General features: G+C 59.6%; 12 protein-coding genes. 4 read left to right on the top strand and 8 right to left on the bottom strand.

What is annotated here, in order from left to right:
• The first annotated feature begins 214 nt into the window (after window positions 1–214).
• Complete coding sequence (lexA, locus tag AC3IX1_RS09535; RefSeq protein ID WP_007995278.1) at window positions 215–823, top strand: transcriptional repressor LexA; 609 nt, start codon at window positions 215–217, stop codon at window positions 821–823.
• 10 nt (window positions 824–833) lie between these two features.
• Entirely contained in the window at window positions 834–1310 is a 477-nt protein-coding gene (gene sulA / locus AC3IX1_RS09530) for an SOS-induced cell division inhibitor SulA (RefSeq protein WP_046041397.1), read from the top strand.
• A gap of 93 nt (window positions 1311–1403) precedes the next feature.
• Here sulA and AC3IX1_RS09525 read toward each other — a convergent pair whose 3' ends face one another.
• From AC3IX1_RS09525 to AC3IX1_RS09495, 7 genes are all read right to left on the bottom strand, one after another.
• Window positions 1404–1637 (bottom strand): hypothetical protein, encoded by a 234-nt coding sequence (locus AC3IX1_RS09525; protein WP_046041430.1) that lies wholly within the window; start codon window positions 1635–1637, stop codon window positions 1404–1406.
• Between the two features lie 94 nt (window positions 1638–1731).
• Window positions 1732–2256 carry a DUF6586 family protein gene (locus AC3IX1_RS09520; RefSeq protein ID WP_489387962.1) on the bottom strand — a complete coding sequence of 175 codons (525 nt, stop codon included), beginning with the start codon at window positions 2254–2256 and terminating at the stop codon, window positions 1732–1734.
• Window positions 2257–2503: 247 nt separating this feature from the next.
• The gene (gene topA / locus AC3IX1_RS09515; RefSeq protein ID WP_489387961.1) at window positions 2504–5131 is read right to left on the bottom strand and encodes a type I DNA topoisomerase; all 2628 of its coding nucleotides are present in this window, start codon (window positions 5129–5131) and stop codon (window positions 2504–2506) included.
• 114 nt (window positions 5132–5245) lie between these two features.
• On the bottom strand, window positions 5246–5482 hold the full coding sequence (locus AC3IX1_RS09510) for a DUF1653 domain-containing protein (RefSeq protein WP_489387960.1): 237 nt from the start codon (window positions 5480–5482) through the stop codon (window positions 5246–5248).
• 100 nt (window positions 5483–5582) lie between these two features.
• Window positions 5583–6758, bottom strand: coding sequence for an acetyl-CoA C-acyltransferase FadA (gene fadA, locus AC3IX1_RS09505; RefSeq protein ID WP_489387959.1), 1176 nt, complete (start codon window positions 6756–6758; stop codon window positions 5583–5585).
• Between the two features lie 29 nt (window positions 6759–6787).
• Window positions 6788–8935, bottom strand: a complete 2148-nt coding sequence (gene fadB / locus AC3IX1_RS09500) for a fatty acid oxidation complex subunit alpha FadB (RefSeq protein WP_489387958.1) — start codon at window positions 8933–8935, stop codon at window positions 6788–6790.
• A gap of 513 nt (window positions 8936–9448) precedes the next feature.
• A complete protein-coding gene (locus tag AC3IX1_RS09495) occupies window positions 9449–9886 on the bottom strand; it encodes a hypothetical protein (protein WP_347907686.1) in 438 nt (145 codons plus the stop codon).
• A gap of 104 nt (window positions 9887–9990) precedes the next feature.
• Between AC3IX1_RS09495 and AC3IX1_RS09490 the strand changes: the two genes are divergently transcribed.
• Entirely contained in the window at window positions 9991–10431 is a 441-nt protein-coding gene (locus AC3IX1_RS09490) for a universal stress protein (RefSeq protein WP_116261700.1), read from the top strand.
• Between the two features lie 110 nt (window positions 10432–10541).
• On the opposite strand, the gene AC3IX1_RS09485 is transcribed toward AC3IX1_RS09490, so the two are convergent.
• Window positions 10542–12461 (bottom strand): ATP-binding cassette domain-containing protein, encoded by a 1920-nt coding sequence (locus AC3IX1_RS09485; protein ID WP_489387957.1) that lies wholly within the window; start codon window positions 12459–12461, stop codon window positions 10542–10544.
• 215 nt (window positions 12462–12676) lie between these two features.
• On the opposite strand from AC3IX1_RS09485, the gene AC3IX1_RS09480 reads away from it, so the two are divergent.
• On the top strand, window positions 12677–14605 hold the full coding sequence (locus AC3IX1_RS09480) for a transglycosylase SLT domain-containing protein (protein WP_489387956.1): 1929 nt from the start codon (window positions 12677–12679) through the stop codon (window positions 14603–14605).
• Window positions 14606–14636: the final 31 nt, after the last annotated feature.

Raw genomic sequence — 14636 nt, 5'->3', positions numbered from 1 at the left:
CAAACACTTGTTTGAAACATACGTTTCAGCCTGTGCATTGTCAAGTCTGGCAGTTCGTTTCGGGAATGGTCGGTCAGACATTTAACCACACAACGGCGAAGCTTCAATCCACTGACTGTTCGACCGTCCGGCGGCGACTGAAAAATGGAGCATTGCCAAGACCGCCTTACTGTATATAATCCCAGTCACTGTATAAAAAAACAGAGCGATCGATATGCTAAAGCTGACGCCACGACAAGCAGAGATTCTGGCCTTCATCAAACGCTGCCTGGAAGACAACGGGTATCCACCCACCCGTGCGGAAATCGCTCAGGAACTGGGTTTCAAGTCGCCCAATGCGGCGGAAGAACACCTCAAGGCACTGGCCCGCAAGGGTGCGATCGAGATGACGCCTGGCGCCTCCCGTGGCATTCGCATCCCCGGTTTCGAAGCCAAGGCCGACGACTCCACCCTGCCGATCATTGGCCGGGTTGCAGCCGGCGCCCCGATTCTTGCGCAGCAACACATCGAAGAGTCCTGCAACATCAATCCCGCCTTCTTCCATCCGCGCGCCGACTACCTGCTGCGCGTCCATGGGATGAGCATGAAGGATATCGGCATTTTCGACGGTGACCTGCTGGCGGTCCACACCACCCGCGAAGCCCGCAACGGCCAGATCGTGGTTGCGCGAATCGGCGACGAAGTGACCGTCAAGCGCTTCAAGCGTGACGGCAGCAAAGTCTGGCTGATCGCCGAGAACCCCGAGTTCGCCCCGATTGAAGTGAACCTTCAAGACCAGGAACTGGTGATCGAAGGCTTGAGTGTCGGCGTCATTCGCCGCTAAAGGAGGCACCATGCAGTTCCCACAGACATCACCACAGCAAACCCAACTGCCGTTGTTCGAAGCGTTCATGGCACAGCCATTGGCGCCGATTCTGAAAGACGTAGTCGAGTCCCCCTGGAGCGCCGAACCTGACGTATTCAGCGAGCTGTCACTGCGTGGTGCAACCGGGAACTGCCTGAGCCTGCTGGCACCGATCCTCAGGGAATTGAGTCAGGACCAGGACGCACGCTGGCTGACACTGATCGCGCCGCCCGCCAGCCTGACTCAAGCCTGGCTGCGAGATGCCGGCCTCAACCGCGAGCGCATTCTGCTGCTGCAACCGCGAGGCACCCAGAGCGCCCAGCAACTGACCTGCGAAGCTCTGCGCCTGGGTCGCAGTCACACGGTAGTCAGCTGGATCAACCCGTTGAGCCCGCAATCGCGACAACAACTGATCAGCGCCGCTCGCACCGGGGACGCTCAGAGCCTGAATATTCGATTGGGTTAACTGACTGACAAGACGCGTGATTCACCGCGCGAGGCTTCTCCATGGAGAGAGAAGCCGATGGGTAGCGATACCAGGAAAAACGACAGACGGTGGTCAATGAAGAACCCGCGACCCCTCCTCCTTGTCGAATTCGCCTTCAACCAGGCGACCGGCCATCTGAACTCCGACGCTCAACATCGCCTTGGCAACTTCCACGTGCTGCCCTTGCAGGAATGCCTTGGCGTCCTCGGAGAAATCCAAAGTAACCAGAGAACCCTCGTCCTCGGCCCTGCGCAGCTCGATACGGCCGTCTGGTAACTCGACAATTTCTAGAAAGGACGTTGGCATAAGGGACTGTTCTCCACGAAAGGCGGGGATTATATAGGCATCGGCCAGGCTTCGCTCGGGATCTTGACCAGATGCCATCCCAAAACTGTTTCTGTCAGCACTCGTTCAGGCCTTCGCGAAAGCGGATCGCCAATGCTTTCAGATTCTGACGCCAGCTCTCCAGCTCCTCCCGACTCAGCTCTTCCTGTGCCTCCTCCTCATCCAGATTGACAGCCTGAATCAGAGGCTGGGTCACGTCCCCTTTCGGCTTGTGGGGCGCGCGCGGCGGCTGAAACAACGCAGCATGGGCAGCCAACAATCTGGCCAGCCAGGTCTCCGGGTTATTGGCCAGTTCGACCAGCTCAGCCATTTCCGGAATGGCGATGGTGTCCAGCACCTCGCGAGTCAGCAACAACTCTGCACGGGGCGCATTGGCCCGAGGCAAGCGATAGAAACCGGCGATCTCGTGGCACAGGCCCAACAGCGCGCCGTACAGGTGAAACAGCGCGGATTCGCGTCCGGCCTGGATCAGCGCCAGCGAATTCATCGCCCGCCCCTCTTCAGTGCGGGCCAGCGCTTCGAGCGACAAGCCGGCGAAATAAATCTTCTGATTGGTGCGGGTATACAGTTCGTGGGCCATGACGGCAGCCTCCACAACGAAATAATTGCTTCATGCAGGTTGGACAGTGTCGTGGATCAGCCGATCCAACCGCAAGTCCAAAACAACAAAGGCCGCATGAAAACCCGAAGGTTCTCATGCGGCCTTGCGCACTGTAGGAGCGAGCCTGCTCGCGATGGACCTGAGAGCAACGCGGGCATTCTGAAGGCCCGCGTCATCGTTGACGACCATCGCGAGCAAGCTCGCTCCTACAGGGGGATTGGCGGCTTTAAGCCTTGGCTGCCGGACGCTTGTCTTCGACTTTCCACTTGCCGCCGTCGTAGAACGCTTTCCAGCCAGTCGGTTTACCATCAACCTCGGTCTGCACGTACTGTTCCTTGGTCTTGCGGCTGTAACGAATCACAGTCGGGAGGCCATCCGGATCTTTCTTCGGCGCTTCGCAGAGGAAGTGATACTTCGGATCGATCTCATCCTTGTGCGGGATGATTTCCATCACCAGCGGAGCACGAGTCTCGCGGTTTTTCGGGAACTGACTGGCCGCCAGGAACAGGCCGGATGCACCGTCGCGCAGGATGTAGGTGTCGTTGACCTTTTCGCATTTCAGCTCAGGCATCTTCACCGGATCCATCTTCGGCGGCGCCGCATCACCACTCTTCAGCAGTTTGCGGGTGTTCTTGCACGTCGCGTTGGTGCACCCGAAGAACTTGCCGAAACGGCCGGTCTTGAGCTGCATCTCGCTACCGCACTTGTCGCACTCCAGGCTCGGACCTTCATAGCCCTTGATGCGATAGGTGCCCTCTTCGATTTCGTAGCCATCACAATCCGGGTTGTTACCGCAAATGTGCAGCTTGCGCTTTTCATCGAGCAGGTAGGCATCCATCGCCGTGCTGCAGATCGGGCAGCGATGCTTGCCACGCAATACCAGCGATTCCGATTCACCCTCGTCGTCCGCAGCGATTTCGTCGCCCGACACCAGGTTGACGGTGGCCTTGCAGCGCTCTTTCGGCGGCAGGCTGTAGCCCGAGCAACCGAGGAACACACCGGTCGACGCGGTACGGATCTGCATCGGCCGGCCGCAGGTGGTGCACGGAATGTCAGTCATGACAGGCTGATTGGCCCGCATGCCGTGTTCCGGGCTTTCGGCTACTTCGAGTTTCTTCTTGAAGTCGCCGTAGAACTCGTCGAGCACGTTTTTCCAGTCGCGCTCGCCCTGGGCCACGTCATCGAGATGCTCTTCCATGCCGGCGGTGAAGCCGTAGTCCATCAGGTTGGAGAAGCTCTCGGCCAGACGCTCGGTGACAATGTCGCCCATCTTTTCCGAGTAGAAACGACGGTTGTGCAGCGCCACGTAGCCGCGGTCCTGGATGGTCGAAATGATCGCCGCGTAGGTCGAAGGACGACCGATACCGCGTTTTTCCATTTCTTTTACCAGGCTGGCTTCCGAGTAACGCGCCGGCGGCTTGGTGAAGTGCTGGGTCGGATCAAGCTTGATCAGCTTCATCGCGTCGCCCTGGGCCATGTCCGGCAGTACGTCGTCATCGCCCGGCTTGGCGATCTGCGGCATGACGCGGGTGTAACCGTCGAACTTCAGGATGCGGCCCTTGGCGCGCAGCTCGAAGTCGCCGGCACCCACAGTGACCGTGGTCGACAGGTATTGCGCCGGCAGCATCTGGCAAGCGAGGAACTGGCGCCAGATCAGCTCGTAGAGGCGCTCAGCGTCACGCTCCATGCCCGACAGCTTGCTTGGCTCGGTATTGGCGTCGGACGGACGAATCGCTTCGTGAGCCTCTTGTGCGCCTTCCTTGCTGCTGTAGACGTTCGGGGTTTCCGGCAGGTACTTCTTGCCGAACTCGCCTTCAATATAAGTACGCGCCATCGCCACGGCATCGACCGAGAGGTTGGTCGAGTCGGTACGCATATAGGTGATGTAGCCAGCCTCGTACAAACGCTGAGCCATCATCATGGTTTTCTTCACACCGAAGCCCAGGCGGTTGCTCGCGGCCTGTTGCAGGGTGGAGGTGATGAACGGCGCCGACGGCTTGCTGCTGGTCGGTTTGTCTTCGCGCTTGACGATGCTGTAGCTGGAAGCCTTGAGCTTCTCCAGCGCAGCCATGGCCTGGGTTTCGTTGAGCGGCTTGAAGGCTTCGCCTTTCTCGCGGGCCACGTCGAAACGCACGGTCGCGCCCTTTGCGGTGCCGAGGTCGGCGTGAACTTCCCAGTACTCTTCCGGGATGAACGCGCGGATTTCACGTTCGCGCTCGACCACCAGCTTCACGGCAACCGATTGCACACGACCGGCGGACAAGCCACGAGCGATCTTGGCCCACAGCAATGGCGATACCATGTAGCCCACCACGCGGTCGAGGAATCGACGCGCCTGCTGGGCGTTGACACGATCGATATCCAGCTCGCCTGGTTTCGAGAAGGCTTCCTGGATCGCCTTCTTGGTGATTTCGTTGAACACCACGCGCTTGTAGCGGGTGTCGTCACCACCGATGGCTTCGCGCAGGTGCCAGGCAATGGCTTCCCCCTCGCGGTCCAAGTCGGTTGCGAGATAGATGGTGTCAGCATCCTTGGCGAGCCGGCGCAGCTCTTCGATGACTTTTTCCTTGCCCGGGAGGATCTCGTACTTGGCTTTCCAGCCATGATCCGGATCGACCCCCATGCGCGCGACCAGCTGCTTGCGCGCTTTTTCTTTCGGCGACAGTGCCGGCACTTCACCCGCAGCAGCCTTGCTGCGCTTGGCGGCTGGCTCATTGCTGGCGCTAGCCGAACCGCTGGTGGGCAGGTCTCGGATATGGCCGATACTCGACTTCACCACGTATTCGTTGCCCAAATACTTGTTGATGGTCTTGGCCTTAGCCGGGGATTCCACAATGACCAGCGATTTGCCCATGGATCAGAAAATTCCTGAATTCGAGAAGTGAAAGGCGGTTGGCGCCTGACGCGGCACCGCTATATATAGTGGCAACAAGGTGAGGTCAAGCGCAGGGTTTTGCGCGCACTCAGCTTATGGCTTGTTAAAAAGGCTTTTTTCGGCCTGCACCAAAGCAAAGCGTGGCACCTGTTCGCCGTCAACCTCGACGGACTCCAGGAACATGCTCAAGGGACGCACCCAAAAGCCGTAATCGCCATACAGGGCTTGGTAGAAGACCACTTCTTCTTCGGTTTCCGAATGCCGCGCAACACTGAAAACGCGGTACTGCGGACCTTTGTAATGTTGGTAGAGCCCAGGTTGTATCGGCATGCTTTGGCCCTCACTCAAATTTTTTCAAAATAAAAACAAAAATAAATCCGGAAAAACAAAAAACCGGGGCACTTGGCCCCGGCTTCCATCAACGAGACGCTTAAACGCGTTCGAAGACGGTGGAGATGCCTTGGCCGAGACCAATGCACATGGTGGCTACCCCGAGGTTGCCGCCATTTTGCTTCATCACGTTGAGCAAAGTGCCGGAGATACGCGCACCGGAGCAACCGAACGGGTGGCCCAGGGCGATCGCGCCGCCGTGCAGGTTAACCTTCTCGTTCATCTTGTCGAGCACTTTCAGATCTTTCAGCACTGGCAGGGCCTGTGCGGCGAAAGCTTCGTTGAGCTCGAAGAAGTCGATGTCGGAGATGCTCAGACCCGCGCGCTTCAGTGCTTTCTGTGTGGCCGGTACTGGACCATAGCCCATGATTGCCGGATCCACACCTGCCACTGCCATCGAGCGAATCACCGCCAGAGGCTGAATGCCCAGGTCCTGTGCACGTTGCGCCGACATCACGATCATGCACGAGGCACCATCGGTGATCTGCGACGAGGTACCAGCTGTCACGGTGCCGCCCTTCGGATTGAACGCCGGCTTCAGAGCCGCCAGGCTTTCCAGGGTGGTTTCCGGACGAATGGTTTCGTCGTAGTCGAAGGTTTTCAGGAAACCGTTCTCGTCGTAGCCCTGCATCGGGATGATTTCGTCCTTGAACTTGCCTTCCACGGTCGCCTTGTGGGCGAGTTGGTGGGAGCGCACGCCGAAAGCGTCCTGTTGCTCGCGAGTGATGCCGTGCATCTTGCCCAGCATTTCCGCGGTCAGGCCCATCATGCCCGAGGCTTTCGCCGCATACAGCGACATGTGCGGGTTCGGATCGACACCGTGCATCATGCTCACGTGACCCATATGCTCGACGCCACCCACCACGAAAACGTCACCGTTGCCGGTCATGATCGCTTGCGCGGCAGTGTGCAGAGCGCTCATGGACGAGCCACACAGGCGGCTGACGGTCTGGCCGGCCGAGGTGTGCGGGATCTGGGTCATCAGCGACGCCATGCGCGCGATGTTCCAGCCCTGCTCCAGGGTCTGGTTCACACAGCCCCAGATCACGTCTTCGACTTCGTTCGGATCGACCTTGACGTTGCGTTCCAGCAGTTTGCTGATCAGGTGTGCCGACATGTCTTCGGCGCGGGTGTTGCGGTGCATGCCGCCCTTGGAGCGGCCCATCGGAGTACGACCGAAGTCGACAATCACGACGTCTCTAGGATTCAAGCTCATAAGTTCACTCTCACTCTAGTTGGGGGCGCTTAACCGAAGAAGCTCTGGCCGTTCTTGGCCATTTCGCGCAGCTTCGCGGTCGGGTGGTACAGCGCGCCCAAATCAGCGTACTGGTCAGCCAGGGCAACGAACTCTGCCACACCGAGCGAGTCGATGTAACGCAGCGCACCGCCACGGAATGGAGGGAAACCAATACCGTAGACCAGACCCATGTCGGCTTCGGCAGCGGTTTCGACGATGCCGTCTTCCAGGCAACGCACGGTTTCCAGGCACAGCGGGATCATCATCCAGTTGATGATGTCTTCGTCGGTGACTTCGCGCTGCTCGTAAACGATCGGCTTGAGCACTTCCAGCACCGAAGGATCGGCCACTTTCTTCTGCTTGCCGCGCTTGTCGGTCTCGTAGGCGTAGAAGCCCTTGCCGTTCTTCTGGCCCAGGCGCTTGGCTTCGTAGAGCACGTCGACGGCCGAGCGACGGTCGTCCTTCATGCGGTCCGGGAAACCTTCAGCCATCACGTCACGACCGTGGTGGCCGGTGTCGATGCCGACCACGTCCATCAGGTAGGCCGGGCCCATCGGCCAGCCGAATTTTTCCATGATCTTGTCGATACGGACGAAGTCCACACCGGCGCTGACCAGCTTGGCGAAACCGCCGAAGTACGGGAACAGGACGCGGTTGACCAGGAAGCCCGGGCAGTCATTGACGACGATCGGGTTCTTGCCCATTTTCTTGGCGTAGGCAACGGTGGTGGCAACGGCCAGCTCGCTGGACTTCTCGCCACGGATCACTTCCACCAGCGGCATCATGTGCACCGGGTTGAAGAAGTGCATGCCGACGAAGTTTTCCGGACGCTTGAGGGCTTTGGCCAGCAAGGTGATGGAAATGGTCGAGGTGTTGGACGCCAGGATGGTGTCCTCCTTGACCTTGTCTTCGACTTCAGCCAGTACCGCTTGCTTGACCTTCGGGTTCTCGACGACCGCTTCCACCACCAGGTCCACGTGACCGAAGTCGCCGTAGGACAGGGTAGGACGGATGCCGTTGAGCACTTCAGCCATTTTCGCGGCGGTCATGCGACCTTTATCAACACGGCCAACCAGCAGTTTGGCGGCTTCGGCCAGACCCTGTTCGATACCGTGCTCGTTGATGTCCTTCATCAGGATCGGCGTGCCTTTGGAAGCCGACTGATAGGCGATACCGCCACCCATGATGCCGGCGCCCAGTACGGCGGCCTGCTTCACGTCCTTGGCGATTTCGTCGTAGGCCTTGGCCTTTTTCTTCAGTTCCTGATCGTTCAGGAACAAGCCGATCAAGCTCTGCGCGGCAGAGGTCTTGGCCAGCTTGACGAAACCGGCAGCTTCGATTTCCAGCGCCTTGTCGCGACCGAAGTTCGCGGCTTTCTGGATGGTCTTGATCGCTTCAACCGGCGCCGGGTAGTTCGGACCAGCCTGACCGGCCACGAAACCCTTGGCGGTTTCGAAAGCCATCATTTGTTCGATGGCGTTCAGCTTGAGCTTTTCCAGCTTCGGCTGGCGCTTGGCCTTGTAGTCGAACTCGCCGGAGATGGCGCGCTTGATCAGTTCCAGCGCGGCGTCCTGCAACTGCTCAGGAGCAACCACTGCATCGACGGCGCCGACTTTCAACGCGTCTTCAGGACGGTTTTCCTTGCCGGCGGCAATCCACTCGATGGCGTTGTCGGCACCGATCAGGCGCGGCAGGCGCACGGTACCGCCGAAGCCCGGGTAGATGCCCAGCTTGACTTCCGGCAGACCGATCTTGGCCTTGGTGGACATGACGCGGTAGTCCGCCGCCAGGCACATTTCCAGACCGCCACCCAACGCGATGCCGTTGATCGCGGCTACGGTCGGGACGTTGAGGTCTTCGAAATCGCTGAAAATCTTGTTGGCTTCGAGGTTGCCAGCAACAAGTTCTGCATCCGGCAGCTTGAAGTTGTCGACAAATTCGGTGATGTCGGCGCCGACGATGAACACGTCCTTGCCACTGCTGACGATCACGCCCTTGATCGAAGCATCTGCCTTGATGGTGTCTACGGCCTGACGCAGTTCGTTCAGGGTTAGACGGTTGAACTTGTTGACGGACTCACCCTTGAGGTCGAACTTCAGTTCGACGATGCCACTTTCAAGAGCCTTAACCGTGATGGCTTTACCTTCGTAAATCATCAACTGATCTCCACGATATGGAAGCTGAACAGTACACGTCGGACGCAGGCGAACGGCTTGGCAGGGACGTCAATCGTCAATGCTACGCCCATTCCCCCGGCACACCCGCCAACGCGATAGTCGGGATTCTGTAGGAGCGGTCTGAAATACAAACGCTCAATTCATACGCCCGTTTGATTTGGGTACGTCACCTTCACGGAATTTCCGACAATTGTCAATCGCCCGAAACACGGGTTGAAACGCGACTTTCCGGTCATATCCGTACTGCGAAGACCTTAAACACGCCGAAACATGCAAGGTCATTCATAGAATCAATTGTTAGAAAATGCGCCCTAATTCGCTGCAGCCCGTGTTTAACAAGCTACGCTGGCGGAACCTGGGGAAAAAAGTAGAACGCTTTGGCGAATGCCCAGCGCAAGATCAGCCCACACCGTTTTACCGGCCTGCCTGGCCAACCCGCCCGATGATTTTGTCGGGCTTTTTATTGCCTGATGATTTTTACTGCTTGCGGTGTCAGGCCAGCGCCTTGAGGGTGGCATCGATCTGCTGCAACACCTCGGCCTCGCCCTTCTCGCCCCAATACAAGGCGATTATTTGCTTGTCGGCCTCGACCTTGAAGACATTGCCTGGCAATTTTTCGAAATGATCGAGCAGCGACCGATCTTCACAGATTTCCTGCCATTGATTGACCCAGACACCCGGTGATTTTTGCCAGTAACTCCAGCACGCCGGCTGACTGCCTCGTCGTGGACGATGGTACTGGGCGCAAGGGCTCGGCGGCTCCTGGCTGAGCCAGTGCGGCCACTCCTGGGGCGCCAATTGCATGGCCAGCCCGATGCGCCGGGCCTCCATCCGCAAGGCGATGCGCCCGCTCTGAACTCGCGACGGTCGCAACCATGCCAGCGGGCTCAGCACCACCAACAGGATTGACACCACTATCCAGACCGTCATATCTGTACTCCCGAATTTGAATGAGCCCATTGTGTCACTTTGGAACCAATGCGCTTGAAACCAGCCATACTTACCAATATTGCATCCCTCAGGAGGAGCACCTCATGCCCTACAACCATATTCTGGTCGCTGTAGATCTGACCGAAGAGTGCGACCCTGTGATTCACCGCGCTCGCGAACTGTCGGTGAGCAACGGTGCGAAATTGTCGCTGGTGCACATTGTCGAGCCGATGGCGATGGCCTTCGGCGGCGACGTGCCGATGGACCTGTCACAACTGCAACAGCAGCAGTTCGACCAGGCCAAGGAGCGACTTGAACGCTTGATCCTGAAATATCCGGAGCTCTCCAGGGAATACAGCCACCTGACCTACGGCCAGCCGCGCCAGGAGATCCACCACCTGGCCAAGGAGCAAACCTGCGACCTGATCGTGGTGGGCAGCCATGGCCGACACGGCCTGGCACTGCTGCTGGGCTCCACCGCCAATGACGTGCTGCATGGCGCGCCTTGCGATGTGCTGGCGGTGCGCCTGCAGAACAAATCCTGACGCCCCCCTCTGTAGGAGCTGACTTGCCAGCTCCTACAGAGGGATTGCATTGCATATGAAAAGCCCGGCGTTCATCACTGAACGCCGGGCTTTTTTTGTTACCGGATCAATCAGGCATCCAGCTCGGCCCAACGCTCGACCATGATCTCAAGTTCAGCCTGCAACTGCTCCAGCTGAGCAATCACCGCAGCCGTTTCGGCCGCAGGACGCTGGTAGAAGGCGGCATCTGCCATTTGCGCTTCAACGGCGGCAATCTGCTGCTCCATGGCTTCGATCTGCCCCGGCAACGCTTCCAGCTCGCGCTGCAACTTGTAGCTGAGCTTTTTCTTCGCCACTGGCGTCTCGACCGCCGCCGCAACCGGCGCAGGTTCAGCCTTGACAACCGCGGAGTTCAGGTCAGCCTTGCCGGACTTGCTCTCGGTCACGCCCAGCAGACGCGGCGAGCCGCCCTGACGCAGCCAGTCCTGGTAGCCACCGACGTACTCGCGAACCTTGCCTTCACCTTCGAAAACCAGGGTGCTGGTAACCACGTTGTCGAGGAATGCCCGGTCGTGGCTGACCATCAGCACGGTGCCGTTGAAGGTCAGCAAGACCTCTTCGAGCAGTTCGAGGGTTTCGACGTCGAGGTCGTTGGTTGGTTCGTCGAGTACCAGCAGGTTCGCCGGCTTGCTGAACAGCTTGGCCAGCAACAGACGGGCACGTTCGCCACCGGACAGCGCCTTGACCGGCGTGCGGGCACGCTGCGGGCTGAACAGAAAGTCGCCAAGGTAGCTCAGCACGTGGCGGCTCTGGCCGTCGATATCGATGAAGTCGCGACCTTCGGCCACGTTGTCGATCACGGTCTTTTCCAGGTCCAGCTGATGGCGCAACTGGTCGAAGTAGGCGACGTCGATCCTGGTGCCCTCTTCCACCTTGCCACTGGTCGGTTGCAGGCCGCTGAGCATCAGCTTCAGCAACGTCGTTTTGCCGGTACCGTTGGCGCCCAGCAGACCGATGCGGTCGCCGCGCTGCAATACCATCGAGAAATCCTTGATCAGGAACGGGCCGCCCGGATGAGCGAAGCTCACGTTCTCGAGCACCATCACCTGCTTCCCGGACTTGTCGGCGGTATCCAGCTGGATGTTGGCCTTGCCGGTACGCTCACGACGCTCGCTGCGCTCGACGCGCAAGGCTTTCAGTGCACGGACACGACCTTCGTTACGGGTACGACGGGCCTTGATACCCTGACGAATCCACACTTCTTCCTGGGCCAGGCGCTTGTCGAACAGCGCGTTGGCCGTGGCTTCGGCAGCGAGTTCGGCTTCTTTGTGCACGAGGAAACTGGCGTAGTCGCCGTTCCAGTCGATCAGGCCGCCGCGATCCAGTTCCAGGATGCGGGTCGCCAGGTTCTGCAGGAAAGAACGGTCGTGCGTGATGAACAGCACGGCGCCCTGGAAATCCTTCAGCGCTTCTTCAAGCCAGGCAATTGCACCGATGTCCAGGTGGTTGGTCGGTTCGTCGAGCAGCAGCAGGTCCGGCTCGGACACCAGGGCCTGGGCCAGCAGGACGCGACGACGCCAGCCGCCGGACAACTCGGCGAGGGTCTTGTCGGCCGGCAGTTGCAGGCGGCTCAAGGTGCTGTCGACGAGGGTCTGCAAGCGCCAGCCATCGCGGGCTTCGAGGTCGTGCTGGACGTGCATCAGTTTGTCCAGATCGGCGTCAGTGACGATGTTCTGGCTCAGGTGGTGATATTCGGCGAGCAAGGCGCCGACGCCGTCCAGGCCTTCGGCCACCACGTCGAACACGGTCCGCTCGTCGGCCACCGGCAATTCTTGCGGCAATTCGCCGATCTTGAGCCCGGGTGCGCGCCAAACGGAGCCGTCATCGGGCTTCTGGTCGCCCTTGACGAGCTTCATCATGCTGGACTTGCCAGTGCCGTTGCGGCCGATGATGCACACCCGCTCACCACGGGCGATCTGCCAGGACACCTTGTCCAACAACGGCATAGCGCCGAAAGCAAGGGACACATCGCTGAATTTGAGCAGGGTCATGAGCTTCTCCAAAAACCGGGCGCGCATTCTACCTGACTTGAGGCTTCAGAAGGCCGGCAATTTCACTCTCGTAGCACTCTGCATGACAAATGTTGCGAACTGATGCGGGAAGACCGGCAAAGCTTTCACCGGCTGCTGGCAAAAGGCTAAGCTACAGACAATTCAGCGCGGGCCCGGCCCGCGCTTGTCATGATTTCTCTCTGCCCGGACGTCTCATGCGCAGTCGCCTTTTCAATCTTTTATCTGCTTTTTTACTGTCTGCCGCTGCCATTCAATCCGCCCAGGCGGTGGACCTGTCCACCCAACGCCAGTATTACGATGAAGCCAAGCGCGCCCTGGCCAAGGGCGATAGCGGCCCGTATTTCCGTTACAGCCAGGCCCTCGCCGATTATCCGCTGGAACCCTACCTGGCGTACGACGAGCTGACCGCGCGCCTGAAAACCGCGAGCAACGCCGAAATCGAGAAGTTTCTCGCCGAACACGGCGACCTGCCCCAGGCCAACTGGATGAAGCTGCGCTGGTTGCGCTGGCTGGCGGATCGGGGTGACTGGGCGACCTTCGTCAAGTATTACGACCCGAAAATGAACTTCACCGAACTGGACTGCCTGAATGCGCAGTACCAGATCAGCCACAACCTCAAGGCCGAAGGTTATGCCAACACTGAAAAGCTCTGGCTGACCGGAAAATCCCAGCCCGAAGCCTGCGATGCCCTGTTCGGCATCTGGGCCGCCGATGGCCAGCTGACCGAGCAAAAACGCTGGGAACGCGCGAAACTCGCCGCCCAGGCGCGCAACTACCCGCTGGCCAACAGCCTGGTCAACGGCATGAGCACCCTCGCCCCTCGCGGTCGCTTGCTGGTGGACGTGGCGCAGAAACCGGAACTGCTCAACCAGCCGTCACGCTTCACCCCGGCCGATGAAGCCATGTCCGACGTGGTCAGCCTCGGCTTGCGCCGCCTGGCTCGCCAGGACCCGGACAGGGCCATGAACCTGCTCGACGGTTACGCCAGCAGCATGCACTTCTCCCGGAATGAAAAAGTGGCGATCGCCCGGGAAATCGGGCTTACCCTCGCCAAACGTTTCGACGGCCGAGCTCTGGACGTCATGACCAAATACGATCCGGAGCTGCGCGACAACACGGTTTCCGAATGGCGCTTGCGCCTGCTCCTGCGCCTGGCGCGCTGGGACGATGCCTATCAGTTGACCCGCCGCCTGCCCCACGACCTGGCCACCACCAACCGCTGGCGTTACTGGCAAGCCCGCAGCCTGGAACTGGCGCAACCGCAGAATCCGGAAGCGCAGACGCTCTATAAAAACCTGGCCCGCGAACGCGACTTCTATGGTTTCCTCGCCGCCGATCGCTCACAGTCGCCCTACTCGCTGCTCAACAAACCGCTGGTGCTCAGCCAGGCCACCATCAACAAGGTGCGCAACACTCCCGGCGTGCGCCGCGCCCTGGAGTTCCACGCTCGCGGGCAAATTGTCGACGGTCGCCGCGAGTGGTACCACGTCAGCCGCCACTTCAGCCGCGACGAAATGGTCGCCCAGGCCAAACTGGCCTATGACCTGAAATGGTATTTCCCGGCGATCCGCACCATCAGCCAGGCGCAGTATTGGGACGATCTGGATATCCGTTTCCCGATGGCCCACCGCAACACGCTGGTGCGTGAAGCGAAGAATCGCGGCCTGCATCCGAGCTGGGCGTTCGCCATCACCCGCCAGGAAAGTGCATTCATGGACGACGCCCGCTCCGGGGTCGGCGCCTCGGGCCTGATGCAACTGATGCCCGCCACCGCCAAGGAAACCGCACGCAAGTTCAGCATTCCCTATAGCTCGCCACAGCAACTGTTCAACCCGGACAAGAACATCCAGCTCGGCGCCGCGTACCTGAGCCAGGTGCACAGCCAGTTCAACGGCAACCGCGTCCTCGCCTCCGCCGCCTACAACGCCGGCCCCGGCCGAGTGCGCCAATGGCTGCGCGGTGCGGACCACCTGAGTTTCGACGTGTGGGTGGAAAGCATTCCGTTCGACGAAACCCGCCAGTACGTGCAAAACGTGCTGTCGTATTCGGTGATTTATGGCGAGAAGCTCAACTCACCGCAGCCGATCGTGGATTGGCATGAGCGGTATTTCGACGATCAATAAGAGGAGCAGCGGCAAGCTTTAAGCTACAAGC

It is taken from the genome of Pseudomonas sp. KH_046_2 (assembly GCF_057838985.1).
The sequence above is the reverse complement of the archived record's forward strand: the minus strand, read 5'-3'. Positions and strand labels throughout refer to the sequence as shown.

What these genes read in the sequence shown, in the direction of transcription:
- AC3IX1_RS09490 (WP_116261700.1), top strand. Translation starts at nt 9,991, where the DNA reads ATGCCCTACAACCATATTCTGGTCGCTGTAGATCTGACCGAAGAGTGC.
- AC3IX1_RS09510 (WP_489387960.1), bottom strand. Translation starts at nt 5,482, where the DNA reads ATGCCGATACAACCTGGGCTCTACCAACATTACAAAGGTCCGCAGTAC.
- fadA (WP_489387959.1), bottom strand. Translation starts at nt 6,758, where the DNA reads ATGAGCTTGAATCCTAGAGACGTCGTGATTGTCGACTTCGGTCGTACT.
- AC3IX1_RS09480 (WP_489387956.1), top strand. Translation starts at nt 12,677, where the DNA reads ATGCGCAGTCGCCTTTTCAATCTTTTATCTGCTTTTTTACTGTCTGCC.
- topA (WP_489387961.1), bottom strand. Translation starts at nt 5,131, where the DNA reads ATGGGCAAATCGCTGGTCATTGTGGAATCCCCGGCTAAGGCCAAGACC.
- AC3IX1_RS09525 (WP_046041430.1), bottom strand. Translation starts at nt 1,637, where the DNA reads ATGCCAACGTCCTTTCTAGAAATTGTCGAGTTACCAGACGGCCGTATC.
- sulA (WP_046041397.1), top strand. Translation starts at nt 834, where the DNA reads ATGCAGTTCCCACAGACATCACCACAGCAAACCCAACTGCCGTTGTTC.
- AC3IX1_RS09485 (WP_489387957.1), bottom strand. Translation starts at nt 12,461, where the DNA reads ATGACCCTGCTCAAATTCAGCGATGTGTCCCTTGCTTTCGGCGCTATG.
- AC3IX1_RS09520 (WP_489387962.1), bottom strand. Translation starts at nt 2,256, where the DNA reads ATGGCCCACGAACTGTATACCCGCACCAATCAGAAGATTTATTTCGCC.
- fadB (WP_489387958.1), bottom strand. Translation starts at nt 8,935, where the DNA reads ATGATTTACGAAGGTAAAGCCATCACGGTTAAGGCTCTTGAAAGTGGC.
- AC3IX1_RS09495 (WP_347907686.1), bottom strand. Translation starts at nt 9,886, where the DNA reads ATGACGGTCTGGATAGTGGTGTCAATCCTGTTGGTGGTGCTGAGCCCG.
- lexA (WP_007995278.1), top strand. Translation starts at nt 215, where the DNA reads ATGCTAAAGCTGACGCCACGACAAGCAGAGATTCTGGCCTTCATCAAA.